23 protein-coding genes are annotated in these 26,078 nt (G+C 44.1%); 20 read left to right on the forward strand and 3 right to left on the reverse strand.

What is annotated here, in order from left to right:
* Positions 1-3 precede the first annotated feature (3 nt).
* The 14 genes from GWR56_RS03530 to GWR56_RS03595 all read left to right on the forward strand — a co-directional run bounded on the left by GWR56_RS03530 (position 4) and on the right by GWR56_RS03595 (position 13,881).
* Positions 4-969, forward strand: a complete 966-nt coding sequence (locus GWR56_RS03530) for an ABC transporter ATP-binding protein (protein WP_162429784.1) — start codon at positions 4-6, stop codon at positions 967-969.
* Positions 962-2,533: an ABC transporter permease/substrate-binding protein gene (locus GWR56_RS03535; RefSeq protein WP_162429785.1), complete on the forward strand. Its 1,572-nt coding sequence runs from the start codon at positions 962-964 to the stop codon at positions 2,531-2,533. The genes GWR56_RS03530 and GWR56_RS03535 overlap by 8 nt, the downstream gene beginning before the upstream one ends.
* A 4-nt stretch (positions 2,534-2,537) precedes the next feature.
* Positions 2,538-3,692: an ergothioneine biosynthesis protein EgtB gene (gene egtB, locus GWR56_RS03540; RefSeq protein ID WP_162429786.1), complete on the forward strand. Its 1,155-nt coding sequence runs from the start codon at positions 2,538-2,540 to the stop codon at positions 3,690-3,692.
* A 24-nt stretch (positions 3,693-3,716) separates the two neighbouring features.
* The gene (locus tag GWR56_RS03545) at positions 3,717-4,703 is read left to right on the forward strand and encodes an L-histidine N(alpha)-methyltransferase (protein WP_162429787.1); all 987 of its coding nucleotides are present in this window, start codon (positions 3,717-3,719) and stop codon (positions 4,701-4,703) included.
* Positions 4,704-4,780: 77 nt separating this feature from the next.
* A complete protein-coding gene (locus GWR56_RS03550; protein WP_162429788.1) occupies positions 4,781-5,722 on the forward strand; it encodes an SPFH domain-containing protein in 942 nt (313 codons plus the stop codon).
* A 24-nt stretch (positions 5,723-5,746) separates the two neighbouring features.
* Positions 5,747-6,304 (forward strand): DUF922 domain-containing protein, encoded by a 558-nt coding sequence (locus GWR56_RS03555; RefSeq protein WP_162429789.1) that lies wholly within the window; start codon positions 5,747-5,749, stop codon positions 6,302-6,304.
* A 32-nt stretch (positions 6,305-6,336) separates the two neighbouring features.
* On the forward strand, positions 6,337-7,092 hold the full coding sequence (locus tag GWR56_RS03560) for a UDP-2,3-diacylglucosamine diphosphatase (protein WP_162429790.1): 756 nt from the start codon (positions 6,337-6,339) through the stop codon (positions 7,090-7,092).
* 281 nt (positions 7,093-7,373) lie between these two features.
* A complete protein-coding gene (prfA, locus tag GWR56_RS03565) occupies positions 7,374-8,447 on the forward strand; it encodes a peptide chain release factor 1 (RefSeq protein ID WP_162429791.1) in 1,074 nt (357 codons plus the stop codon).
* 181 nt (positions 8,448-8,628) lie between these two features.
* Positions 8,629-9,582, forward strand: a complete 954-nt coding sequence (locus GWR56_RS03570; protein WP_202925369.1) for an FAD:protein FMN transferase — start codon at positions 8,629-8,631, stop codon at positions 9,580-9,582.
* Positions 9,583-9,781: 199 nt separating this feature from the next.
* Positions 9,782-10,075, forward strand: coding sequence for a hypothetical protein (locus GWR56_RS03575; protein WP_162429792.1), 294 nt, complete (start codon positions 9,782-9,784; stop codon positions 10,073-10,075).
* A gap of 22 nt (positions 10,076-10,097) precedes the next feature.
* Entirely contained in the window at positions 10,098-10,973 is an 876-nt protein-coding gene (locus GWR56_RS03580) for a hypothetical protein (RefSeq protein WP_162429793.1), read from the forward strand.
* Positions 10,974-11,657 (forward strand): response regulator transcription factor, encoded by a 684-nt coding sequence (locus GWR56_RS03585; RefSeq protein WP_162429794.1) that lies wholly within the window; start codon positions 10,974-10,976, stop codon positions 11,655-11,657.
* 4 nt (positions 11,658-11,661) lie between these two features.
* Positions 11,662-12,999 (forward strand): cell wall metabolism sensor histidine kinase WalK, encoded by a 1,338-nt coding sequence (locus tag GWR56_RS03590; protein ID WP_162429795.1) that lies wholly within the window; start codon positions 11,662-11,664, stop codon positions 12,997-12,999.
* A 201-nt stretch (positions 13,000-13,200) separates the two neighbouring features.
* The gene (locus tag GWR56_RS03595; protein ID WP_162429796.1) at positions 13,201-13,881 is read left to right on the forward strand and encodes an OmpA family protein; all 681 of its coding nucleotides are present in this window, start codon (positions 13,201-13,203) and stop codon (positions 13,879-13,881) included.
* A 159-nt stretch (positions 13,882-14,040) separates the two neighbouring features.
* On the opposite strand, the gene GWR56_RS03600 is transcribed toward GWR56_RS03595, so the two are convergent.
* Positions 14,041-15,813: a hypothetical protein gene (locus GWR56_RS03600; protein ID WP_162429797.1), complete on the reverse strand. Its 1,773-nt coding sequence runs from the start codon at positions 15,811-15,813 to the stop codon at positions 14,041-14,043.
* A gap of 392 nt (positions 15,814-16,205) precedes the next feature.
* Between GWR56_RS03600 and hisS the strand changes: the two genes are divergently transcribed.
* Positions 16,206-17,579, forward strand: a complete 1,374-nt coding sequence (hisS, locus tag GWR56_RS03605) for a histidine--tRNA ligase (RefSeq protein ID WP_162429798.1) — start codon at positions 16,206-16,208, stop codon at positions 17,577-17,579.
* A gap of 1 nt (position 17,580) precedes the next feature.
* Here the strand turns inward: hisS and GWR56_RS03610 are convergent, their stop codons facing one another.
* On the reverse strand, positions 17,581-19,431 hold the full coding sequence (locus GWR56_RS03610) for a PAS domain-containing sensor histidine kinase (RefSeq protein ID WP_162429799.1): 1,851 nt from the start codon (positions 19,429-19,431) through the stop codon (positions 17,581-17,583).
* A 164-nt stretch (positions 19,432-19,595) separates the two neighbouring features.
* Between GWR56_RS03610 and GWR56_RS03615 the strand changes: the two genes are divergently transcribed.
* From GWR56_RS03615 to ruvC, 4 genes are read left to right on the forward strand one after another with little or no spacing between them, the layout of a single operon-like run.
* Positions 19,596-21,530, forward strand: coding sequence for a DUF3857 domain-containing protein (locus GWR56_RS03615; protein ID WP_162429800.1), 1,935 nt, complete (start codon positions 19,596-19,598; stop codon positions 21,528-21,530).
* A gap of 1 nt (position 21,531) precedes the next feature.
* Positions 21,532-23,466, forward strand: coding sequence for a DUF3857 domain-containing protein (locus tag GWR56_RS03620; RefSeq protein WP_162429801.1), 1,935 nt, complete (start codon positions 21,532-21,534; stop codon positions 23,464-23,466).
* 9 nt (positions 23,467-23,475) lie between these two features.
* Complete coding sequence (gene aat / locus GWR56_RS03625; RefSeq protein ID WP_162429802.1) at positions 23,476-24,114, forward strand: leucyl/phenylalanyl-tRNA--protein transferase; 639 nt, start codon at positions 23,476-23,478, stop codon at positions 24,112-24,114.
* 18 nt (positions 24,115-24,132) lie between these two features.
* Positions 24,133-24,729, forward strand: coding sequence for a crossover junction endodeoxyribonuclease RuvC (gene ruvC, locus GWR56_RS03630; protein ID WP_162429803.1), 597 nt, complete (start codon positions 24,133-24,135; stop codon positions 24,727-24,729).
* Positions 24,730-24,824: 95 nt separating this feature from the next.
* Here the strand turns inward: ruvC and GWR56_RS03635 are convergent, their stop codons facing one another.
* Entirely contained in the window at positions 24,825-25,310 is a 486-nt protein-coding gene (locus tag GWR56_RS03635; RefSeq protein WP_162429804.1) for a hypothetical protein, read from the reverse strand.
* 189 nt (positions 25,311-25,499) lie between these two features.
* On the opposite strand from GWR56_RS03635, the gene GWR56_RS03640 reads away from it, so the two are divergent.
* Positions 25,500-25,991, forward strand: a complete 492-nt coding sequence (locus GWR56_RS03640; RefSeq protein ID WP_162429805.1) for a DUF6252 family protein — start codon at positions 25,500-25,502, stop codon at positions 25,989-25,991.
* Positions 25,992-26,078 lie beyond the last annotated feature (87 nt).

The following is a 26,078-nucleotide window of genomic DNA, read 5'->3' on the forward strand; positions in this document are numbered from 1 at the left end:
GCTATGATAAAAGTTGAACGCCTTGCAAAAACCTTTGGTACCACAAAAGCTGTTAATGGTATTTCATTTGAAGTGAACACGGGCGAGAATCTGGTGCTTTTGGGCACCAGCGGATGCGGTAAAACCACAACGTTAAAGATGCTTAACCGCCTTATAGAACCCGATAGCGGTACAATTATCATCAACGGAAAAAACATCGTACACCAGCCACGCGAATTATTACGGCGCGACATTGGCTATGTACTTCAAAACAATGGTTTGTTCCCGCATTATACCGTTGCCGAAAATATCGCAATTGTGCCCAACCTGCTCAAATGGGACAGGGCCCGAACGCAGCGACGAATAAATGAACTGCTGGAAAAACTGCATCTTTCAAAAGAACACCTGAATGTTTATCCTAATGAGCTTAGCGGCGGGCAACAACAGCGCGTAGGTCTGGCCAGGGCATTAGCCGCCAACCCGCCTTTACTGCTGATGGACGAGCCTTTTGGCGCGCTTGATAACGTTACTCGTTCTAAAATACATGCAGATTTTTTGGCGTTGGACGAACTAAAACGCAAGACCATTATAATGGTTACGCACGATGTTCATGAAGCCTTTGAACTGGCCGACCGGGTTGCTTTGATGGATAACGGCCAGATTGAGCAAATTGGCCCCCCTGCTGAACTACTGTTTAACCCTGTTAACGATTTTGTAAAAGATTTTCTTAAATCGCAGCAACTGCAACTGGAGTTCAGCACCATTAAGTTAGACGATATTTGGGAGCATCTTCCCGATTCCGGGAAAAAGATAAACTCGTCACTTCTGGCAGGTCGTTTAAGTGTGTGGGAGGCATTGGAGCACTTTAAATTTTATCAAAAGGAGACAATCAATATTCTTAACCAACAAAATAAAGAAGTAAAAAGTATTTCGTTCGATCAACTGATGAACGCATTTTCGCAATATAAAACGCTGCAGCCCCATGAATGAGCATCAGCAAACTTTGTGGGAATTTATGTTGCAGCAAGCTGATAAGCTGGAAATGCAAACCTTGCAGCATATCGGGCTTACCTTTATATCCCTTTTTATTGCTGTGCTCATCGGCTTGCCGCTGGGCATTTATATCAGCCGCAAAAAACAGCTTTCGAGTATTGTACTTGGTTCGGCAGGCATTTTGCAAACCATTCCAAGTATCGCCTTGCTGGGTTTCATGATACCGTTTCTGGGTATCGGTGCAAAGCCCGCTATCGTAGCTTTATTGCTTTATGCACTGCTGCCTATCATCCGCAATACTTATACAGGCATAACCGGTGTTGATGCCGCTGTTAAAGAGGCCGCTGTGGCCATGGGTATGACCAAGGGTCAGGTACTGTTTAAGGTGGAATTACCTTTGGCCATGCCGGTGATACTGGCAGGTATACGTACGGCTACGGTTATTAATGTGGGTGTGGCAACGCTGGCATCATACATAGCGGCAGGAGGCCTGGGCGAGTTTATTTTTGGCGGCATATCGCTTAATAACACCAACATGATACTGGCCGGCGCAATCCCCGCAGCGCTTTTAGCTATCCTGTTCGATTTTCTGCTATCGCGCGTGCAGCGGCTAAATTTTAAAAAGATAAAAGGCGCGGTTAAGGTAGCCCCGGTTTTACTGCTCGTACTTTCATGTTTTTATTTTATTCCGTCGGCTTATGGCGGTAAGTTAACCGCCGGCTTTACGCCCGAGTTTATGGGAAGGGAGGACGGTAACCTGGGTCTGATAAATAAATATGGATTAAATATCCGTACCATCGTTATCAGCGATGCGGTAATGTATAAGGCGGCACAGGAAAAAGAACTCGATGTAATAAGCGGTTACTCTACCGATGGTCGGCTAAAGGCCTACAACCTGGTGGTTTTGGATGATGATAAAAAGATATTCCCGCCCTACTATGCCGCACCGGTAGTACGGGAGGATGCATTACGCAAGTTTCCTGAGCTTGAAAAAACATTAAATTTACTTGCGGGAACCATTACTGACCAGGTAATGACGGAATTAAATTACAAAACTGATTATCTTCATGAAACGCCCGAACGTGTTGCAAGGGATTTTTTAATAGCGCGAAAGCTGTACCGGCCTGACCGGCACGGCGTAAAAGGCGTGGTCAGGATCGGTTCTAAAATATTTGGCGAGCAGTATATCCTGGCAAGTATATACAGTATGTTGATAAAGGGCTATACAGATTATGATGTAGCTACAAAAACCGGCCTGGGAGGCACTAAGATAGTTTTCGACGCCATGACTAATGATCAGATCGACCTGTATCCGGAGTATACCGGTACAGGGCTTTTAGCTATATTGCAGGCGCCGCGTCAAACAGTAGCCCGGCTGCAGGTTGATAAGGATAGCACTTATATTTATGTTCAAAAGGAGTTTAAAAAACGTTATCAGATAAAATGGTTAAAACCAATTGGCTTTAATAACGCTTATGCATTAATGATGCGCGGGCAGCAGGCAAAAGAACTGCACATTAAAACAATTACCAACCTGAAGCAATACTTAGAGAGTAAGTAATAATATGATTGATTTAGCCGATTGCTATATAAAAGTGCGCAAGCGTACCGAGGCCATTTGCGAACCATTGCAAACCGAAGATTACGTTGTGCAACCCGTGGTTGACGTTAGCCCGCCGAAATGGCACATAGGCCATACTACCTGGTTTTTTGAAACATTTATTCTGAAACCTTACTTTGCCGAATACCAGGAATTCGACCCTAATTACAATTACGTTTTTAATAGTTATTACGAGACTGTGGGCAACCGCGTTATCCGTACCGACAGGGGCAATCTGAGCCGGCCAACGGTTATCGATATTAAACGCTACCGCAAGTATGTGGATGATGCTATGCTTAATTTTATCGCCTGCGGCGATATCAACCAAGACGTAGCAGAACTGTTGATATTGGGATTTAACCATGAGGAGCAGCACCAGGAACTGTTGCTTACCGATATTAAATACATTTTGGGCAATAACCCGCTGTTCCCGGCTTATTCAAAAGATTATGCAACGCCCAAATTCAATAAATCAGGAGCGCCATTCATCAAACTTAACGAGGGTGTTTACGAGGTGGGCTTTGAAGGCGTGGGGTTTTGTTTTGATAACGAGCTGAACCGCCATAAAGTTTACCTTAATGCATTTGAGATAAGCCCGGACCTGGTAACCAATGCAGAATATTTAGAATTTATAAATGATGGCGGGTACCACGATTTCCGCCATTGGCATGCCGCCGGCTGGGATTGGGTGAATACCAACAAAGTTGAGGCGCCAATGTACTGGCACCAAATTGACGGCACATGGCATAACTATACTTACCAAGGGTTGCAGCCCGTGAATATGCACGGAGCAGTTACCCATATCAGTTACTACGAGGCTTACGCTTATGCATCATGGAAAGGCATGCGCCTGCCTACCGAATTTGAATGGGAGGCCGCGGCCGGACAGTTTAACTGGGGCCTGCGCTGGGAGTGGACAGAAAGCGCCTACCTGCCTTATCCTGGGTTCGCTAAGGCACCCGGCGCAATCGGCGAATACAACGGCAAATTTATGGTTGGCCAAAAGGTACTGCGCGGTGCATCAGAAGTAACCTCGCCAAACCATAGCCGCGTTACCTATCGTAATTTTTTTCAACCCGAACTGCGCTGGCAATTTACCGGCATACGCCTTGCAAAATAATTTTAACATTACTATCCGATATTTATGGCATCTACCAATGCAGCAACACAACAAACGGTTAATACTATTGCCGATCATCAGTTTTACAAGGACGTTATAGCCGGATTGGCATCTACGCCTAAACACCTCGACTCGAAATATTTTTATGATGCCCATGGCGATAAGCTTTTCCAGGAGCTGATGAACTGCGAAGAATATTATCCAACCAATTGCGAAATGGAGATCTTCACTTCGCAAACGGCAGAACTATGTAAAGCCATTATTGCCGGTGGCGACGCGTTTGACATGATAGAGCTTGGCGCGGGCGATGCCACAAAATCAACCCAGCTGTTAAAATATCTGATAGATAACAAAGCGGAATTTACTTACCTGCCTATTGATATCTCCGAAAATGTAATATCTTATCTAAATATTACCCTTCCGGTTACCCTCCCAGGCATAAAAATTACCGGGCTTAACGGCGAGTATTTTGATATGCTGCGCAAAGCGGCCTCAATTTCAAATAAACGCAAGGTGGTGATGTTCCTCGGTTCAAACATTGGCAATATGCCGGTTGATGTAGCACAGGGCTTTTGCCGTGAATTACACAATAACCTATCAAAGGGCGACATGGTACTTATAGGGGTAGACCTGAAAAAAAACCCTAAGACGGTTTTGGCCGCTTACAACGATAAAGAAGGTATTACCAAACGCTTCAATATAAACCTGCTTGAACGTATAAACCGCGAACTTGGCGGCGACTTTAACACCACCCAGTTTGACCATTATGCAACTTACAACCCCGAAACAGGTGCATGCAAAAGCTACCTTATTAGCCTTGCCGACCAGCGCGTAAAAATTGGCAGCGAAACCATCTCTTTTCAAAAAGATGAATATATCGATATGGAGATTTCACAGAAATACACGGCAGGTCAGGTGGATGTTATGGCTGCCGGTGCAGGATTTAAACCGTTAAACCAATTCTTCGACAGCAAAAAATGGTTTGTAGATGCTATCTGGATAGCAGCGTAGGCTCGTGTGCTGCTGGTTGACATCTTTATGTTGATGGTATTACAATTAAGCCTATATTTATTAAAAATATATCCCTAATGACACCATCATCAATTATCACGTATCTTGTAATATTTTTTATCATTATCGTTGTCCTGTCGTCGTTCGTAACGGTAAAACAGGGCACTATCGCTGTAGTAACCGTATTTGGTAAATATCGCCGTATATTAACGCCGGGGCTCAACTTTAAGATCCCGCTTATCGAGAATATTTACTCAAAAATATCTATCCAGAACCGCTCGGTCGAACTGGAATTCCAGGCTGTAACGTTCGACCAGGCCAATGTATATTTTAAAGCCATGCTGCTTTACTCGGTGTTAGATCAGTCGGAAGAAAGCATCAAAAACGTAGCGTTTAAGTTTGTTGACGAGCGCAACCTGATGCAGGCGCTTATCCGCACCGTCGAAGGCTCTATTCGTGCTTTTGTGGCTACCAAACGGCAAAGCGAGGTGCTGATACTACGCCGCGATATTGTAGAACACGTTAAAGAACAACTGGATGCCATACTGGAAGGCTGGGGTTACCACCTGCAGGACCTGCAACTGAACGATATCACTTTTGACGACATCATCATGAAGTCGATGAGCCAGGTAGTGGCCTCAAATAACCTGAAAGCCGCTGCCGAAAACGAGGGCCAGGCTTTACTGATCACTAAAACAAAGGCAGCGGAAGCTGATGGTAATGCCATTAAAATATCTGCCGAGGCTGAACGCCAGGCCGCACAGCTACGCGGGCAAGGCATAGCGTTATTCCGCGAGGAAGTAGCCAAGGGTATGACCATGGCCGCCAAAGAAATGCAAACGGCCAACATGGATACGTCCGTTATCCTGTTCACCATGTGGACAGAATCGATAAAACATTTTTCAGAAAACTCAAAGGGCAACGTCATTTTCCTGGATGGCTCGGCCGATGGCATGCAGCGCACCATGAAAGAAATGATGAGTTTAAACCTTTTGGATAAGCAGGAAGTCAAAAAGTAAAGTTTTTACTTTACCAACGGCTAAATGATTTTTAAATATTTACGAGCTTTTTGCGCCGGTGTTGTGTTGTGCCTTATACTAAACCCCGTTTGGGCTCAGCCCCATCGCACCTTAACGGTTAACGATTTCCTGGGGGCCCCGCGCCCAAATGGCCGCGGTGTAATAGCTTATACTAATTGCACTATCGATTTTAAATACCAGGCCACCCGCAATGATGGCTACTATCAACTGCGTTTTAACGTGCGCATGTTCATGAACAACTACAAATCGTGGATAGACCGTTCGCGAATAACGTCTGCCGATCAGTTGGCCGAAATATTAAAACACGAACAGGGCCATTATACCATTGCCTACCTGGAGCAGCAGGAAGTGTTACGAGCAGTTGAACGCACCCGTTTTACGGCGAACTACAATGCTGAAGCGATGGGCATTTTTAACCGGATAGATGCCAAATATAAACAGCTTAACCAGGATTACGACGAGGACACCCAACATATGGTAAACCGGCAGCAACAGCACAGCTGGGATATCTATTTTGCCAAACGCCTGCAGTTTATGCCTCAGGAAAACGCGAGTTTGTAGGCTGCCAATTATTCCCGTACTTTTGAAGCAATATGCCAACCGGTAAAAATTTATACTTTGCTTCTGATTTTCATTTAGGCGCCGGTGGCTATCCTTCGTCGCGCGGGCGCGAAGATCGCATTATCCGCTGGCTCGATATGATCAAAGATGATTGCGCCGAACTTTTTTTAATGGGCGATGTATTTGATTTTTGGTTCGAATATAAAACCGTAGTGCCTAAAGGTTATATCCGTTTTTTAGGGAAACTGGCCCAGTTAACCGATGCCGGTGTAAAGCTTTATCTTTTTAAGGGCAACCACGATATGTGGATGTTTGATTACTTTGTAGAGGAGCTAAACGCTACTATTATTGCTAACGAGCTGGAAATTGAACGCGGCGGCAAAGCTTTTTACCTACACCATGGCGATGGCCTTGGCCCCGGCGATAAATTCTATAAATTCCTTAAAAAGTTTTTCCGCAGCCGGGTATGTCAATGGCTGTTTGCCCGCTTACACCCCAATTTAGGCGTGGGCATAGCCAACGCGTGGTCGCAGCAGAGCAGGATAAGTAACAAGCAGGATGTTGAAAAGATACAACATCAGCAGGAATGGCTGGAAGCCTATGCCCTTGAAGTTTTGAAAAACAAGCGTTACGATTATTTTATTTTCGGACACAGGCATTTGCCTTTGGATATTGCCCTGCCGGGAAACAGCAGGTATGTAAACCTGGGCGAGTGGGTAAATTACAATACCTACGCTGTTTTTGATGGTGAAAGTTTGGAATTAAAGTACTTTGAAGGCAATAAATAATAACGAACATCGAATACTGAATTTTGAATAGTAATTAATATTCTGTTCGACGTTCAAAATTGCATTTCATCATTCGATATTTTCACATCCAATCTCTTTACAATCCGCTGAATTTATTATGTGCCTTTAATTACGTATTTTTGCATGTTTTTTGCAATGCAATAACAACGCCAGAACTGGTTATAACAAAAGCTTTTGCGGCTAAGTTACAGCGCGAAAAGCTGATGTGTAAAAACGGGACGCAGTAACCCACAAAATGCTGCAATTGATTTTCAAATAGTATGTTAGAGAAATTAGAACTGATATTTCAACGCTGGAAAACCGTGGAAGGCGAATTAAGCAGCCCCGAAGCAATGGCTGATATGAAGCGTTTTGCCCAGCTGAATAAAGAATATAAAGACCTGGCTAAAATTGTTGAGCAATATAATGTGTACAAAAACATTATGAGCAACATTGAAACCAATAAAGAAATATTAGCTACCGAGAAGGACGAGGAGTTTCGCGAGATGGCTAAAATGGAACTGGATGAGCTATTGGTTAAACAGGATGAAATGGAAGAGGCCATTCGCCTGATGCTGATACCAAAAGACCCGGAAGATTCTAAGAATGCCATTATAGAGATACGGGGCGGTACAGGTGGCGACGAGGCTGCCCTTTTTGCAGGCGACCTTTACCGTATGTACATGCGCTACTGCGAGCGACGCGGCTGGAAAACCGAATTGGTTGATTATACCGAAGGTACAGCCGGAGGGTATAAAGAGATTGTATTTAACGTAAACGCAGAGGATGCTTACGGTAATTTTAAGTACGAAAGCGGGGTACACCGTGTGCAGCGTGTGCCCGATACCGAAACACAGGGCCGTGTGCATACATCAGCAGCATCGGTAGTGGTACTGCCCGAGGTTGATGAGTTTGATATCGACTTACAGGTAAGCGATATACGTAAGGATCTTTTCTGCGCATCAGGGCCGGGCGGGCAATCGGTAAATACTACGTATTCTGCTGTGCGTTTAACACATATCCCTACTGGTATTGTGGCACAGTGTCAGGATCAAAAGTCGCAATTGAAAAATTACGACAAGGCTTTGCAGGTGTTACGTTCGCGTGTTTACGAAATGGAACTGCAAAAACACCTGGAAGAAACATCAAAAAAGCGCAAGACCATGGTTGCCACGGGTGATAGAAGCGCTAAAGTGCGTACTTATAATTACCCGCAGGGCAGGTTAACTGAACATCGTATAGGCCTTACCATATACAACCTAACCGGCGTAATGAACGGAGACCTTCAGGAAATAATGGAAGCCCTGCAATTTGCTGAGAACGCCGAGAAGCTTAAAGAAGGAACTGTAGCCTGATAAATTACTATAATTGTAAAATTTAAAGCACCCTACGGGTGCTTTTTTCGTTTTTAGAAAATTGCATTTCATGTCAATTTCATAATGCCGGGTTATTTTAGCATAGTAAAGTTACACTCTATCATTACGTTACGTAATGTATGGGTACAATAAGTTTAACGATACATTAAGGCTATTTACTATGCTGGCAGTAAAAAAATTAACAGGCGCGTCAACCATATTTACACGCGAAATGCGTTTAATGGGTAACAGATTCGAAATTAGTTTAGTGGCTAATGATCCTGCGTGGGCATATGAGCGTATAGATAGCGCCATCAGCGAAATAAATCGCGTTGATAAATTGCTTAGCACCTTTACTGAAGACAGTATAATAAACGACATAAACCGCAATGCCGGCGTTAAACCGGTGCGGGTAGGTGCAGAAATATTCCGCATTATTGAAAGGGCGTTGGAAATTTCATCATTAACCGAAGGCACTTTTGACATTACTTATGCTGCCGCAACAACTATCAGCATCGATAAAAGCCCTGATGCTAACGCCGGCACTGCAACAGCTTTAAAAAAGAAAGTTAACCTGACAAATTATACCAACGTGGTGCTTGATTTTGCCACGCAAACCGTTTTTCTAAAAAACAAGGGTATGCGCATAGGTTTGGGTGCTGTTAGCCGCGGTTACGCTGCAGACAGGGCTAAATATATATTACAGCTAGAAGGCGTAAGCAGCGGCGTTATTAATGCCGGTGGCGACTTGCTAACCTGGGGCCTGCAGCCCGATAATACACCCTGGACCATTGCCGCCGCCGACCCATCGCAGGCAGCCCAACCACATGCAGGTGTCAACATCAGCAACATGGCGGTAGCTACTTCATATAACACCGATAAGTACACCAACCTGACTAATAGTAAAGTTATCGGTGATATCAATCCTGCGGATGGTTTCCCGGTTAGTAAAATTAAAAGTGTAAGCATTATAACTCCCGGCGCAGAGCTTGCCGATGCTATGGCAACCCCTGTAATTGCAATGGGCGTGAACGCCGGCTTGTATCTGATTAACAAACTGAACCAAATGGCATGTATTATTATCGATGATCATGCCCGTGTATATACATCGAAACATATTAGTGTAGCGATGTAAGTTTTTGCTTATTATTGCCAATAAACCTATTATATAATTTTCGCAGATATTCCGGGGGGATAAAGCCCATTGGGATTTTGCGCACTTTTAACACAGAATAACGATTACTCATAAATAAGTACGCACGTTGCGTATTTTACAATATTAGCGCTCCGTACTCTCTCAAATGATAAAGTGGTTTTTGTATATTGTACTCTTAATGATATCCGTGCCATGTTTGTCATACGCCAATAACAATCCCGGCTTTCAAGGCAGCCTTCATACAACCGGTGGTGTATCATTTATTACTTTTTATACGTTACAACGTGATACAATTGTAACAAAAGGCAAACCACATCAATCAGAAGAAGATAAAAAGAAGATCAAAGAGGTAGCTAAGGCAAAAAAGGTGCCTAAGCCCGAAAAGATAGAACCGGCTAAACCAAAACCCAAACGGCAACGCAGGCCCGAAGGTTTAGAGCGGCCGCCGGAAATACCAAGGAGAAACGACTAATACGTACACAAGCTTTTTATTAATGAGATACTTTGGCGTACTGCTATTTATTATCACAAGCAATGCATTAAACGCGGCAGTATCCCGGCCTGTAATAGCATACCGGGATACTTACGCAGTTGCAGATACTGATAGCGTTGTGCGTAAAAACTCGGTATCGGCAGGCATAAGCTACGGCAGCGACGCTTTATTTTTTGGCCGCACCGGCCCAATTAAATATCCATTTACGTCTACCGACGTTATTTTTAACACCAAGCCCGGCTTTTTTATATATGGCTCTGCGGTAAAGGTGTTAGGTTATAAGCCGTTGGTTGATGAGATTGATATTGGCGGCGGGTATTATTACAGGCTATCAAAAAAATTTACAGGTACGGTAAGTTATACGCGTTTCATATTTAATAAAGAAGCAAATATTATTAAATCCTCCGCATCAAACGATATCAACTGGAAAAACTCGTTCGATTGGAAGTATCTGAAAACAAGCCTCACCGCCGATTACCTGTTTGGCAAATCGTACGATCTGTTCACAACCATCAGCAACTCAAAATATATCGAAAGCAGCTTTAATATATTTAACGATCAGGATTTTATATCTATCAACCCTTCAGTTAACCTCATTTTTGGCACGCAAAACTTTGTGCAACGATATTCTGTAGATCATGATTACAGGATAGAGGCCGATAACATTGCTGTGCAAAACGAAAATGGAAGACGGGCCAGGGCAAACGCTAAGTTTAATATGCTTAATTACAGCTTTAAAATACCCCTGGCGTACAATATGCCGCACTACACGCTTGAGGCTTCGTACAAATATTCGATACCGGTAAACGTTGAAGGGATATTAAGGAACCGGCGGGAATCGTTTTTTAATTTCACCTTTTATTACGTCTTTTATTAAATGAACGTACTGATCATAGAGGATGAAAAGGCGCTTGCCCACGAACTGGAGCTTTTCCTGGTAAAAAATAACTATATCTGCGAAGTAAGCAACAACGGTATATCTGCTTCCGAAAAAATTGCTGTTAACCTTTATGACTTTATACTGCTTGACCTGGGCTTGCCCGATTATGAAGGGCTCGATCTGCTTAAAGAAGCAAAAAAGGCCAACCCTGAAGCAGCTTGTATCATACTCACCGCCCGCGCCGAAGTTAACGACCGTGTAAAAGGGCTTGACCTGGGGGCCGATGATTACCTGGCAAAACCCTTTTCGCTTTTAGAGCTGCAAAGCCGCATGCAGGCCATTACGCGGCGCAAGTTTGGCATCACGCAAAATATTATAGAACTGGATGGCTTTTTGGTAAATCTTACCGAGCGTACCATAATATACCAGGACCAAGCCGTTAATGCTATCACAAAAAAAGAATTCGACCTTATAGCTTATATGCTGCTGCATAAAAACCGTACGCTTACCCGCGCCCAACTGAGCGAACATATATGGGGAAGTGTGATTAACGACGATTACGACTCAAACTTTATTGATGCCCACATCAAAAACATACGCAAAAAGCTAAGCACGTTTGCCCCGGCCGATTGGCTGGAAACCGTGCGCGGTTTAGGCTACAGGATAAAAACAAACGTTTAGGTATTTGAAACTTACAACTAAACTTACGCTGTTTAATGCCATATCAAAATTGGTTATTGTAACCCTTTTTATATTGCTGCTGCCCAATATTATCGAAAACATTAACAAAAGCTATAACGATAGCCGCCTGCTGAAACAAAAGAATAAGCTTTTACAAATAGTTAAAGAAAAAGGCATACAAACCTATATCGAAAATGGCGAAAGCTACGGTATGTATCTCCCTTTAAAAGAAGAGTACATTAGTTTGGATGAAGTAGAGCCCGGTTATCATTTAGATACCATAAGGGATGAGCAGCGCCTTGTTGAGCGCGACACCATTGACTACCGCATATTAAGCCATACTTTTAAAGTGGATAACAAAAACTACCTGTTAGAAATAGGCAAAAGTACCGAAACCATTGGCGAAACTACCGGCCCGCTGCAAAACATTGCGTTTCAGTTATTGCTCGGGATGATTCTGCTCACCATTTTGGCCGACCAGATATTTTCTACCTATATCTTACGCCCGCTTAACATTATTATTAAAACAAAGCTAATCGGCAATAAGTTCCCAAAATTTACGGTTTACAAAGAAGTTAAAACCAGCACTACCGATTTTCAGCTGCTCGATCTCAGCATCCACAAAATGGTCGAGACCATTGAAACCACCTTTCAGAAAGAGCGCGAATTTATATCCAACGCCTCGCATGAACTGATGACCCCAATTTCTATCCTGCAATCAAAGATCGAAAACATGTTTGAGCTTGACATTGCCGACGAACTGAAAGTGCGCCTCCTGGAAATGCAGAAAATACTTAACCGTTTAAAAAGCATTACCAAAACCTTGCTGCTGATATCACAAATAGAGAACGAGCAATTTTTAAAAGAAGATAAAATATCCGCCCGCTACCTGTTGCAGGATGTTTACGACGAGATATCCATCCGGTTGCAAGACCGCAACATCAGTTTGGCCATTTTGGTAATAGATGATGTTGAACTGATCAATGTAAATAAGTTTTTGCTGTTTAACATGCTATTTAACCTTATTAATAACGCCATTAAATACAACAAGCCCGATGGCGAAATAACCGTGAGCGCGCAATGGGTAAAAAACAATTATACCATCAGCATAGCCGATACTGGTATTGGCATAGCCGATGAAGAGTTACCATACATATTTAACCGTTTCAAGAAACTAAAGCAATCCCTTTCGCAGGATAGCTTCGGACTTGGCTTGCCTATCGTTAAATCAATAGCGGTTTTTCATAAAATAGGGATTAACGTAGTTTCTGAAAAAGGAGAGGGCAGCACATTTACGTTAACCTTCCCGCAAAAAGTTACCGGGGAACTGCCGGCTAAATAAATGCTGTACTAAAAAAGAGGCAGTACTGCATGCCACTTATTTTTTCGTAGTGTATTAAACCAAAGTTATTTTCTCGAATCTTAAAAATATGTTGTCATAGTACGCCTTTATTTCTCAAATGGCCATAATATTTTAATAATATTTAGGTTTAGGGTTTGGCATTTGCTTTGCAACACATTATTAAATACACAACATTTAAACATGAAAACACTAAAAATAAAAATCGCTACTTACAGTATTGCGTTAGCTTCGTTGGGCGTAATAGCCTCAGGTTGTAATTCACTTACCAAAACACAAAAAGGCGCGGCTATTGGCGCAGGTGCCGGTGGTACCATTGGTGCCTTTATAGGCAAGGCAGCAGGTAATACCGCGTTGGGCGCCATTATAGGTGGTGCTGTTGGCGGTACCGCCGGGGCATTTATTGGCCGAAACATGGACAGACAAGCTGCAGAAATAAAACAAACTGTACCCGGGGCAACCGTTACCCGCGAAGGCGAAGGTATTTTGGTGAAATTTGATTCGGGTATTCTGTTTGATACTAATTCGTCAGAACTTAAACCTGCTGCGCGTACCAACCTGGCTAACCTGGCAACCTCGTTACAAAACAACCCGCAAACTAATATCCTGATTGTGGGCCATACGGATAATACCGGTACCGACGAGTACAACCAAAACCTTTCGGTACGAAGGGCCGAGTCGGTAAAATCATACATCGCAGCAAATAACGTGGCCAACTCGCGCTTAACTACCAGCGGTAAAGGCGAAAGCGAACCAATTGCAGATAACAACACCGTTGAGGGCCGCAGTCAGAACCGCAGGGTCGAGATCGTGATCGTAGCGAACGACGCCATGAAAAATCAGGCCAAACAAGCCACTAATTAATACTAAGATCAGTTAATAGTTAATCAAGAAAAGCCATCCGATGCATCGGATGGCTTTTCTTTTTGTTCATTTAACGTTTCCTTTCAGTGGAAAGGTAGCCCGCTTGAAAAGTTTATTAAAGTGGCCGTTAGGTTCAGGGGACATTGTTTGATCCTAACCCTATTGTTTACGCATTGCATTTGCTGTCACCATTGGCTGCAGCGATTTAAAATAGTGGCTCAGATCTGTTGGTAATACTCCGGGGGCTTTGGAGTTGCTGTGGCAGGTAAAGCACGACTTGCTGGATGTTTGAAAATAGGTTTCCATGGTGCTGTTGGCCAACACATTGGTTCCAACCGCCGCTCCCGGTACCTGAAACTCCGCACTGTAGCTTTTCCCGTTTGGTGCTGCACCTTTCTCTGTCCAGGTAGCACCTATCAGCAGGTAATTAGCCCTCACATCGCCCTGCGAAAGCAGCGTTTCAATCGTTTTGTTAATAGAGATCAGCTCGGTGTTTGATGCCGCCGCCGATTTAGACCGTGGGTTAGCTATCCCGAAAGCGCCCCAGGCAAAAATGCGTTGCGTGTTGCTTGAGCTTATGGTATGGCCTGCTTGTGCTGTTATATAAGGCGTGGTAACGCGTTGCGCATCCCGGTTACCCATGTGCGGGATATTTACCGCTGTGTCGGCGGCATTGGTCGAAAATACCCAACCTGTGCCGGTATCTGCGGGCTGCGTAGCCACCTTCCCATCTTTGGTGATGTAATCATAAGCGGCATTAGGTGTAATACCGTTATGTTCGTAGGTGGCCCATATCATTTCGGGATGGCCGGCCACGCTGCCTACAATGTGCATCCCTACCATAGCCATCATTACCGTTTTTTGGCCTGTTGGCGTCCATTTGATTTTGCTGGTAGTGTCATAAACCGGGATAGTAGCTTTCACCTTAAAATACTTATCAGCATCAGGCAACGTGGCCGCCTCCACCCACGATGTTTTTATCTCCAGCGCAAGTGCGTTAGAGTCGGGCAGGGCGTGGCCGCTTTTACGTGCATAGGCTATGATTTTGTCGCGCGTAGCGGCGGTGGTTGGAAAACTGCTGCTGTCAAGTTCGCCATTTTTAACCCCGGTCATAAAATAAGCATAAACATCATTTACCGATGACAGGTAATAAACCAGCGAGCCTTGCTTTGACATCAGCACATGGCCTGTAGCCTGCCCCACTTCTGATTGGGTAAGCTTACCGTTGGCATCAAGAAATACAAAATGATCTCCCACTTTAAAACGCTGTACAAAGTTTTCTTTAACCGCGTGGCGAATAAGGGCTTTGGGATGCACAATCTCGTTATTATTGCGGTCTTTAAAATGGAGCGCTCCGCCGGCATCTTGCTGTACACTGGCAACTTCCCGCGGGCTGTTCTTATCACTTTTAACTAAAACCGGCGCATTTGTTATGGTATCGGCATTTTCTATCTCAAGCAGCCTGCCATTACTGTCCTCTATCACTGGTAAACCGTTCGGGCCGGTTTTATTGATTTCGCTGGTCATGTTCAATACGGTTTTAGCATCATGAGGCACCAGCCTGCGCCGGCCGTCAACACTGGCCGATACATCATAAAATAACGACGACTCCAGTACCGACCCGCCACCTTTTATGGGCGATGTAAGCCAAAGCAGCATATGTTCAGACCAGTCATAAAAATCGCAGTTGCCCCTGGTTACCGAAAAGGCCACGCTGTTTGCGGGCGTGACCAGCCCGTTAATAGCCACCTTACCGTCGGCAAACCAGGTGGCAAATTCCGACGCAGAAATGGTGCAGGCCGGGTTTACATCATCGGGCAGCAGATTCTTGGTTACAAGTGATGCAGCAGTTTCTGTTTTTGGGGCGCTGCAGCGCCAAACTGCAATAACCAACAGGCAAAGCAATGCGGTTATTGATAATTGTTTTTTCATTTTCTGATTGTGATTTGGTTAAGGTTTGTGATACAACAGGCCGTAAACAGCTTTGCAAAGGCTATATAACCTACTGATATTCAATAACTAATTTAAACAAAACAATTTGCAGGCACACCCCAAAAACGTCTTATTGAACGGGGTAAAAACGTCTTTAATTCGCCTCGCTCACTTAGGCGGCAAACAACAATTCTCTCCCACCGTATGAGAGGCAATGGATTGCACCTACCCAAATCCATACTCCCCCTATATACCTCCCGTGCGGAAGCAGTTCCGGGCGCCTGTGCTCGGACCGGGGAGCAAGGCCAGATAAGCCTTTCGGTATAACTTTTAAGTCCGCTCCTTTTCAGAGGGATTTAGGTGCGGCAAATGCTTTTTTGTACCTTTGCCGCATGGCATCCATCAAACCATCTGTACCAAAGGGTACCCGCGATTTCTCTCCCGCCGAAATGGCAAAGCGTAACTTTATTTTTGATACCATAAAAGGCGTATTCAGAAAATACGGTTACCAGCAGATAGAGACCCCCTCGATGGAAAACCTGAGCACCCTTACCGGCAAATATGGCGATGAGGGCGATAAACTGATATTCAAGATATTAAATAGCGGGGACTTCCTGGCCCGGGCAGATGAACACGCACTTGCCGCACGCAACTCAAACCAGATAACCGCCTCTATTTCAGAGAAAGCCCTTCGATACGACCTAACCGTGCCATTTGCCCGCTACGTGGTACAGCACCAAAACGAGATCATCTTTCCGTTCAAACGCTTCCAGGTGCAGCCGGTTTGGCGTGCCGACAGGCCGCAAAAAGGCCGCTATCGCGAGTTTTACCAGTGCGACGCGGATGTAGTGGGCTCGGCGTCGTTATTAAACGAAGCGGAGTTTATTATGATATATGACGAAGCCTTAAGCCTGCTTGGGTTAAAAGATTTCAGCATCAAAATAAACAACCGAAAGATACTATCGGGCATAGCCCAGGTTATTGATAAGCACGACAACATTATAGATATGACCGTTGCTATTGATAAGCTTGACAAAATTGGCTTTGATGGTGTTGTAAAAGAACTGCTTGAGCGTGGTTTTAGCCAGGCGGATATTGATACCATTAAACCTATTATCCTGTTAGAGGGCAGCAATGATGAAAAGCTGGCCAGCCTGCGTACGGCGTTAAAAAATTCTGAGATTGGCTTACAGGGATGCGATGAGATACAAACCGTATTTGATTATGTGGCGGCCTGCAAACCGCTAACGGCCAAACTGGAACTGGATATTACCCTTGCCCGTGGGTTAAACTACTATACCGGCGCTATTTTCGAGGTGAAAACCAATGAGGTAGCTATGGGCAGCATCGGCGGCGGTGGCCGTTACGATGACCTTACCGGTATGTTTGGCCTTAAAGGCCTTACCGGCGCAGGTATCTCATTTGGTGCCGACCGTATTTACGATGTATTGGAAGAATTGAACCTGTTCCCGCAATCGGCAGAGCAAAGCACACAAGTGCTTATTTGCTGTTTTGATGAGCAGGGCGAAAAATATGGCCTGCCATTATTACAGAGCCTGCGCAGCCAAAACACCAACGCCGAGCTTTATCCCGCGGGCGCTAAAATTAAAAAGCAAATGGAGTATGCCAATAACAAACATATCCCATATACTGTGTTAATTGGCAGCGACGAAATGCAAAGCGGTTTACTCACCTTTAAAAACATGGAAACGGGCGAGCAGGAAAAATTAACCGCTGATGATATCCTGAAAAAAATAAAAACCTGATTCAGGTTAAGTACACCTTAAAGGTTGTGCCTTTGCCCAACTGACTTGTAACTTCAATTTTACCCCCCAGGGCTTCTACCTGGTTTTTGGTAATAAAAAGCCCCATTCCCTTGGCATCACGGTTACCGTTGAAGGTTTTGTACATGCCAAATAAGTCGTTGCCATTTTTCTCCATATCTATACCTATGCCGTTATCGGCTATGGTAAAGCCCTGCCGGCCGTGTTCGTTAAAATATTTAAATGTAATTTCCGGGTGCTCTGTTGCCGACCGGTATTTGATAGCATTGCTTACCAGGTTCAAAATAATGCTTTCCAGATAAGCCGGGCTATATACCAAGGTACAGTCAGGCGGCATCTGGTTATCAATATGAATGTGCCATAAGCTAATATCGTTACTTAGCAACGCCACAGCACGGTTAAAATAGCTAAGCAAGTCTATCTCAGACTTTTGGATATCTACATTTGTTTGTATAGACACCACCTCATTAAGATTGGTGATGGTTTCATTCAACTGCTCAGAAACCTTCGCTAAATGGCCGGATAGCTCAGTTTTTTCCTCCTCGCTGGTGTGTGGGTCGGCCAGTACATCCATTATCATCTTAAAATTACTGGCATGGGTGCGCAGGTTATGCGATACAATATAGGCAAAGTTTAACAAGCGGTTATTCTGGCTGCTTACCACCTCCAGGGTTTCGCGCAGATGTTGCTCCTGTTGTTTTTGCTCAGTAATATCTATGTGGGTACCAATAATGCGCGCAGCCTTGTTATTTTCGTCGTACTCTATAACCTTTCCTCTGTCAAGTATCCATTTATAGGTGCCATCTTTACATAAAACACGGTGCTGGTTCGAGTATATGTCCGTTTTGCCTTCTATATAAGCCCGCACATCAGCAATATACCTTTCCCTGTCGTCCGGATGCACCCGCTTGGTCCATTGCCCGGGCTCGTTACTAAATTCATGCTCTTCAAGGCCTATCATGCTCAGGCATTGTTTAGAATGAAATATCGTATTGTTACGCAGGTCAAAGTCCCAAATACCGCCGCCGGTCCCCTCCGACGCAAATATCCATCTGCGCTCACTTTCCTTCAGCTGCGATTCGGCCTTTTTGCGTTCCGTAATATCTTTTATTTGCGATACAAAATATAAAGGTTCGCCGGTCTTATCGCGCACCAGCGCCACAAACAACAATATCCATATAAAGCTCCCGTCCTTTTTGATGTACCGCTTTTCCAGATTGTAAGTTCGTATTTCACCACTCAGGGTTTTTTGCAGTAAGGCAAGGTCTGCCTCCAGGTCTTCGGGGTGGGTAATCTCCTGGAAGGTTTTGGTCATCAGCTCCTCTGCCGTATAGCCAAGCATTTCGCATATGCTTTTATTTACCTTCATAAACTTACCCGCCATTGATACCAGCACTACCCCTATAGGCGAGTATTCAAAAGCGTTCCTGAACGTTTCTTCGCTAATCTCAAGCGTTTGTTCAATGGTTTTTTTATCGGTAATATCAATATGGCAGCCCACCATGCGTAAGGGTGTACCCCCATCCCATTCAATAACACGGCCGGTTGTGTTTATCCAAACTATCGAGCCATTTTTATGCTTGTATCTTACATCAATATTGAAGGGGTTTTTGCCATGGCTTTCATAGTGCGCCTTCAGGCAGGCGTCCATCCGGGGCATATCTTCGGGCAATATCAATTTGGCCCATGTTTCGGTAGTGTCGGGCAGTTCGTGGTCAAGATACCCAAACATGGCTTTAAAAGCAGCACTCAAAATCACCTTATCTTCCTGCAGATAACAATCCCAATAACCCGCAAGGGTTTCCTCAAGGATAATCTTATATATATTCTCCATTAAGTGGGTTTTGCAGTGATACTAACGGTAAAGCAATATACAATTATTCAACAATACAATGTTACGGCTAGCCTTATCATAAATAATTGATGTGGCGTATTTTTTTAAAAATATGCTTAAATACGGCACAAAACGCTATATTAGTGCGCCCTAAACCTAATTATATGCGCAAAACTATTACACTTATCTTATTAACCATTGGCGTTTCTGTAACCAATGCTCAAACTCAAACAACTGCTCCTACTACACAACCTTACGGTAAAATTGATTTAGCCGACCTGCAAATGACGTCGTGCGACTTTGAAAAAGCAGCCAATGCCGAAGTGCTGTTCGATAAAAGCAAAGTTTACTTCAACAATAATTACGATATTGTAACTGAGATACACAAACGTGTTAAAATATTTAATGATAACGGTAAAGACTATGCCAACGTACGTATAGAGTATTACGGCGGCGACCGGTCTGAATACATATCCGGCATACAAGCCGAAACCATTAACTTTACCAGCGGTGCGCCCGAAATCACTAAAGTTGATAAAAAACAAATATTCACCGAAAAGGTTGACAGGCTGCGCACAGCTACAGTTTTTTCGTTACCTAACGTTAAACCGGGGTCGGTAATTGAATACAAATATGCCATTGTAAGCAATAACATAGGCAACTTCCCCGACTGGTATTTTCAAACCAGCATACCTACCCGTTACAGCGAACTAACTACCAACGTGCCAGATATTTTATACTATAAAAACCTGGAAACTGTGCGCCAGCCGTATGCGGTTAACAAAACCAATCGCGATGGTTCAATTACAAAGGCATTAGCAAATGTTCCGTCAATTCCGAACGAGCCTTTTATGAGCTCGCGTCAGGATAACTATCAGCGTATATTATTCCAGTTAATGACCATAAGGTCAATGGGGCAAAGAGTGATGACTTTTTCCGACTCGTGGAAAAAGGTTGGCGAAACGCTAATGGAGTCTATTTATTTTGGCGGGCAGCTAAACCATAAAATTGAAGGCGAAGAAGCGCTTATCACCAAAGCCAAAAGCTTGCCTAATGATGATGACCGGATAGCTTATTTATTTGATGAGGTTAAAAAGAATATGAAATGGAGCGAATTGTACGACAAATATTCGGACGATGGCATATCAAAAGCCTGGGACAAAAAGTCGGGCAACTCGGGCGAGATAAACATGATCTTATACCATTTATTAAAAAAATCCGGCGTAAAAGTTTACCCGATGATAGCAAGCACCCGTAAAAACGGGCGTGTTAATCCGGGCTATCCAAATTACTACCAGTTTAATACCACGGTGGCCTACGTACCGGTTGACAGCACTAAATTTTACGTGCTTGATGCATCGAATAAATACAACATTTATAACCAAATCCCTTCAAATTTCCTGAATTCATTTGGGTTTTATATGAATAAAGACGCGAAGGATTACGATGTGCTTTTTCTGCAGAATGTAAAGCCGATAAGGCAGGTAGTGATGCTGAACGGCGAGATAAAAGCCGACGGAAAAATGACGGGAACTGCCGCTATAAGCAACTTTGATTACAACCGTGTGGATGCTATGGCGCGGTACAAAAAAGATGGCGAAAAGAAATTTATCGATTACATTCAAAACGACGATAATAACCTTAAGGTATCGTCGCTGAAATTCGAAGGGATGGATATTGACACCCTGCCGCTAACCCATACATTAAACTTTGATCTTGACCTTACCGGGTCTGACGGGAACTACATTTACTTTAATCCTAACATGTTGAGTTCCATAAAAAACAACCCTTTTCTAAGCGAAAACCGCTACACTGATATTGACTTTGGCTACCGCAGTAATTATATCATAAATTGCACTTTTAAAGTACCTGCCGGCTATAAAGTTGACGTATTACCCAAAAGCATTAGCATGACCACGCCGGATAAAACCATTTTCTTCAGGCGGATAGCGGCAGAACAGGACGGTACTATAGTGATCCGCTTTAACGTCGATCAGAAAAAATCTATCTTTTTTAAAGAGGATTACCCGGAGTTGCATGAGTTCTACAAAAAAATGTACGAGATGCTCAACGAGCAGGTGGTGTTAAAGAAATCCTAATATGCAATACTTTAAAATAAAAAGCCTGCTGTATACAGCGGCGCTTTCGGTTATTTTGGTAAACGGCGCCTATGCGCAGGAGAAAGAAATACCAAAAAAGCTTTACGCCGCGGCAGGTATCCCCGATTCGTTAAAAGAGGAAGCCAACTCGGTTGTACGTTATAAGATGAAAGATATAACGGTTGACGGGCCTGATGATATTTCAGTGAAAGAACACTCGATAGTGACCGTTTTAAATGAAAAAGGCAACGACGAGGCCGAGGCGGTATTAGAGTATAGCAAAAAATACAACTCTATCGGGTCGTTTGAGATGCGTGTTTATAACGCGGGAGGCGATCTGGTAAAAAAGTACCATAAAAGCGATATGTACGATCGCTCGGCCGTAAGCGGCTCCATAGTTACTGATGAGCGGCTGATGATGATTTCACATAACATTGCCACCTACCCTTCAACCATTGAAATTATATCCGAAACAAAGTACCGGAGTTCTATGAACATCGAATCGTGGTATATTCAATCCGCCGAGCAATCTGTACAGGATGCTTACTGCCATATTGCAATTAAAACAGGGTCGGGGTTTAGATACCTTAACCGTAATATCAGGGTAAAGCCGCAGGCAACTACAGATAATAAAACTGATAGCTATTTGTGGCACGTATCCAATTTAAAGGCCATTAAACTCGAAGAGGGGGCCAGGTCATGGAGGGTTTTACCGCGGATATACTTTGCTGCCAATCAATTTGAATTTTACGGCCTTGATGGTAATTTCAGTTCGTGGGATAGCTTCGGTAAATGGATACTGGGTTTAAATGCTGATGTATGTACACTTAGCACACAAAGGGCCGAAGAGATACGAACAATGACAGCCGGCATAAAAACCGATAAAGAAAAGGTGAAGTTTTTGTATGAGTACATGCAGCAAAGCATGCGCTATGTAAGCATAAGCCTGGGCATTGGCGGCATGAAACCGTTTGCCGCCGATTTTGTAGACAAGCAAAAATACGGCGATTGTAAAGCATTGTCTAACTACATGTATGCGTTGTTAAAAGCGGTGGGTATTCCGTCCAATTACGCCATTATTAATTCCGGGGCTAATGCGGAACCTGCAGAGCCCGGCTTTGCGCGCAACTCGTTTGACCATGTGATACTTTGTGTACCGTTAAAGGGCGATACTACCTGGCTGGAATGTACCAGCAGCACTCAGGCATGCGGAAAGCTTGGTCCTTTTACCGAAAACAGGCGGGCCCTGCTGATTACCGAAACAGGCGGCAAATTAGTAAACACCCCAAAAAGCATTGCTGCAGATAATCAACTGAACAGCGAGGTGCAGATTGTATTAAATGCCGATGGCGGCGCCAAAGCGCGGGTTAAAATTTCGAGCACCGGCGAATACCGCGACGATTACCTGGGTATTGCCACCCTGAAAGCCGACGATCAAAAGGAGTACCTCATCCGCATGCTCAATATTAAACAGCCAACGGTTTTTGAATATAAGCCTTTAACTGATAAGGATGGCGTTAAAGAAGTAGCCCTTGATATCGAGTATGATAAGTTTTGCGATGTAAAGGCCGGCAATAAACAGTTCTATCGCCCGCGTGCAATAGATATATGGGGCAATACGCTGCCTGTAGCAGAAAACAGGAAGTCGGATTATTACTTTAATCAGCCCATGCTGAAAAATTGTACGACTATCATCACCCTGCCCGAAAGTTTTGAAGTTGAAGCTTTGCCGGCAAATCAGAGCCTAAAATTCACATACGGCAGCTTTGACGTTAATTACGTTTACGACACCACCAAAAATCAGGTAATAAGCACCAGCAAATTTGTTTTAACAAACCATGTAATACCGGCCGCAAAATATACCGAGATGCAGCAATACATGGATAACATTGCTAAGGCCCAAAATAAAAAGCTGGTAATACGTAAGAAGGCTTAATTTTGCCTCATGATTTTCAGGCTTGATGAACGCTTGCTCTTCCCCGATCCGGAACTGGCAGAAGAGGATGGCCTGCTGGCCGTGGGCGGCGATCTGTCAACAGCGCGTTTACTGCTGGCATATCAAAACGGCATATTCCCCTGGTACAGCGATGACGAGCCTATATTGTGGTATTCGCCGCACGAACGTTTTGTTTTATACCCGCAGGAATTAAAGCTTTCAAAATCAATGAAAAAAGTGCTGTGTTCAGGCAAATTCAGCGTAACTGCCAATACCTGTTTCAATGAGGTTGTGGCGGCTTGCTCGTCGGTAAAGCGCGAGGGGCAGGATGGCACCTGGATAACGGCAGATATGAAAGCCGCATACGCTGCGCTGCATACCCTGGGTTACGCACATTCAATTGAGGTATGGCACAACAACGAATTGGCCGGTGGTTTATACGGTGTACAGGCGGGCAACGTGTTTTGTGGCGAAAGTATGTTCAGTAAAGTAAGCAATGCTTCAAAAACGGCGCTTACATGGCTTTGCAATACCACCAGCTATAAACTGATAGATTGCCAGGTATATACGGGGCATTTGGAAAGTATGGGCGCCCGGATGATAAGCCGCGAAGAATATATGGCCGTTCTGCATAAAACCGGCGCCTAAATATTAGTTTTGTAATACATGGAGCAGGTAATTCACAAAGAGCGCGTAATTTTAGGCATCGACCCCGGAACGGCCATCATGGGCTACGGCCTGGTGCTTGAAAAGGGGCCTAAAATTGATCTGATAAGCCTGGGTGTTGTTAAGATGGACAAAATTGACGACCACATGCTAAAGCTTCAGCGCATATTTGAAAAAACTGTGGCGCTAATTGATAACTATAAGCCCGACTGCCTGGCGATCGAAGCCCCATTTTACGGCAAAAATATACAGGTAATGCTCAAGCTTGGCCGTGCACAGGGCGTGTGTATGGCCGCAGCGTTATCCCGCGATGTGTCAATAACCGAATATTCTCCCCGTAAAATTAAGCAGTCTATTACAGGTAACGGCAGTGCAACCAAAGAGCAGGTATCAGCCATGCTGCAAACCATTCTTAAATTTAATGAAACCCCCGATTTTTTAGATGCTACCGATGGCCTGGCTGTAGCTGTTTGCCACTCGTTTCAAAAGATAACGGTAGCACGCGGCGGCAAGGTAACCAGTAAAAAGAACCACTCGGGATGGGAGGCTTTCGTAAAAGATAATGCTTCAAGGGTAAGCATTATCTCAAAAAAGTAAGCGCTTACGGCAATATTACTGCTCCGGCATCCACTCCGCACCCTTGTTGCGGTTGTCAATGCTTTTACCTGCAGATATTACGAGTTCGCTATCCGTTAGTGCATTCTATGCGTCACCTTTTTAGTTTTTACAACTTTCCGGTGATCTACCCGTACAGGGCGGTTATTACTTTTACCCACCCAATGGTTACGGTACTTTACATCGCGGCTATCACGGATGATGTTTTGACCTGAATGGCCCCGGTAGCTTGCATACTTGGTGCGGTAAACAGTGGCGCGGGTCCATGGCCTTGGCTCGTTTATCACAACTTTATATCCCTTATACACATTATAGTTGCTGTACCTTACCGGTAAGTTTGCCCTGCGTACCCAGGTGTTGTTTTCCAGGTAAACGTACTGATGGGCCGGAACATCATAATAGGTGTCAATATCGGGCATGTAGTAATAATCGGCATGGTCATAACCTGCAGGGCCCCATTCGGGCTGACTGCCAATATTGATGCTTAAACTGATTTGCGCGTCGGCTGATTTGTATGCTATACAGCTTAAAAATATCGCTGCAGTAATTATTATCTTTTTCATAATCGTATGTTTTGTATGTATGACGTACCCCAACACTCATAGTTTAACAAACTACCGGTTATAACAGGGTTGTTACACACCTTACAGAGCATGCGGGCAATCACTCCTGTCTGAAAAAAAATTATTTACGTTGTAGCGCCTGCAATTTTTTTAACGTATAGTATAAAACACATTCAAAATACTTCCTATATGAAAAAGTTCATCTTAACATTTACATCAATTGCAGCTGTTTCGTTATTGCTAACGGCATGTATAAAAAACGATGACAATTGCTGCGCGCCACCTTATCAGCCTTATTTTGCCGCTGAAAGGGCCGGGTTACAGGTTTATGCAGAACCGGGCAGTAAAAAAATTGGCACCGACTCTATCGCAATAGCCGGCATTACCCGAACTGCAGGTATTATTATGCATGTTAAATACACCGGCAAGGGTGTTTATACCTTAACAGGTAACCAGGGCAAATACTATCAGCTAATTGGTACCGATACCGTTAGTCGTTACAGTGTTGGATTGGCAAACGGCAGCTCTATCGAGGTTACCGATGTTGACAGCGTGAACCACGCTATAGAAGGTAAGTTTACTTTAAACCTTAAGCGCACCTTTCCGGCTACATCAAGCACTTACCCCGATAGTGTTAAGTACACTAAAGGCCAGTTCCTGATCTATCTGCCCCGCAACTAATTAACCGGTGCGCTATCTGCAGGCAAGTGACAGCACCAGTATTAAAAGCCCTTCTAAATCCGCAAGCCGGCAAGGAGATTTAGGAGG

Origin of the sequence: Mucilaginibacter sp. 14171R-50, assembly GCF_010093045.1 — a bacterium.
In the GTDB taxonomy this organism is placed as follows: domain Bacteria; phylum Bacteroidota; class Bacteroidia; order Sphingobacteriales; family Sphingobacteriaceae; genus Mucilaginibacter.

Coding starts and splice junctions, on each gene's coding strand:
- GWR56_RS03535 (WP_162429785.1), top strand. CDS start 962: ATGAATGAGCATCAGCAAACTTTGTGGGAATTTATGTTGCAGCAAGCT.
- GWR56_RS03555 (WP_162429789.1), top strand. CDS start 5,747: ATGATTTTTAAATATTTACGAGCTTTTTGCGCCGGTGTTGTGTTGTGC.
- GWR56_RS03550 (WP_162429788.1), top strand. CDS start 4,781: ATGACACCATCATCAATTATCACGTATCTTGTAATATTTTTTATCATT.
- GWR56_RS03640 (WP_162429805.1), top strand. CDS start 25,500: ATGAAAAAGTTCATCTTAACATTTACATCAATTGCAGCTGTTTCGTTA.
- ruvC (WP_162429803.1), top strand. CDS start 24,133: ATGGAGCAGGTAATTCACAAAGAGCGCGTAATTTTAGGCATCGACCCC.
- GWR56_RS03620 (WP_162429801.1), top strand. CDS start 21,532: ATGCAATACTTTAAAATAAAAAGCCTGCTGTATACAGCGGCGCTTTCG.
- hisS (WP_162429798.1), top strand. CDS start 16,206: ATGGCATCCATCAAACCATCTGTACCAAAGGGTACCCGCGATTTCTCT.
- GWR56_RS03545 (WP_162429787.1), top strand. CDS start 3,717: ATGGCATCTACCAATGCAGCAACACAACAAACGGTTAATACTATTGCC.
- GWR56_RS03615 (WP_162429800.1), top strand. CDS start 19,596: ATGCGCAAAACTATTACACTTATCTTATTAACCATTGGCGTTTCTGTA.
- GWR56_RS03580 (WP_162429793.1), top strand. CDS start 10,098: ATGAGATACTTTGGCGTACTGCTATTTATTATCACAAGCAATGCATTA.
- GWR56_RS03600 (WP_162429797.1), bottom strand. CDS start 15,813: ATGAAAAAACAATTATCAATAACCGCATTGCTTTGCCTGTTGGTTATT.
- prfA (WP_162429791.1), top strand. CDS start 7,374: ATGTTAGAGAAATTAGAACTGATATTTCAACGCTGGAAAACCGTGGAA.
- GWR56_RS03585 (WP_162429794.1), top strand. CDS start 10,974: ATGAACGTACTGATCATAGAGGATGAAAAGGCGCTTGCCCACGAACTG.
- GWR56_RS03530 (WP_162429784.1), top strand. CDS start 4: ATGATAAAAGTTGAACGCCTTGCAAAAACCTTTGGTACCACAAAAGCT.
- aat (WP_162429802.1), top strand. CDS start 23,476: ATGATTTTCAGGCTTGATGAACGCTTGCTCTTCCCCGATCCGGAACTG.
- egtB (WP_162429786.1), top strand. CDS start 2,538: ATGATTGATTTAGCCGATTGCTATATAAAAGTGCGCAAGCGTACCGAG.
- GWR56_RS03575 (WP_162429792.1), top strand. CDS start 9,782: ATGATATCCGTGCCATGTTTGTCATACGCCAATAACAATCCCGGCTTT.
- GWR56_RS03560 (WP_162429790.1), top strand. CDS start 6,337: ATGCCAACCGGTAAAAATTTATACTTTGCTTCTGATTTTCATTTAGGC.
- GWR56_RS03595 (WP_162429796.1), top strand. CDS start 13,201: ATGAAAACACTAAAAATAAAAATCGCTACTTACAGTATTGCGTTAGCT.
- GWR56_RS03610 (WP_162429799.1), bottom strand. CDS start 19,431: ATGGAGAATATATATAAGATTATCCTTGAGGAAACCCTTGCGGGTTAT.
- GWR56_RS03570 (WP_202925369.1), top strand. CDS start 8,629: ATGCTGGCAGTAAAAAAATTAACAGGCGCGTCAACCATATTTACACGC.
- GWR56_RS03635 (WP_162429804.1), bottom strand. CDS start 25,310: ATGAAAAAGATAATAATTACTGCAGCGATATTTTTAAGCTGTATAGCA.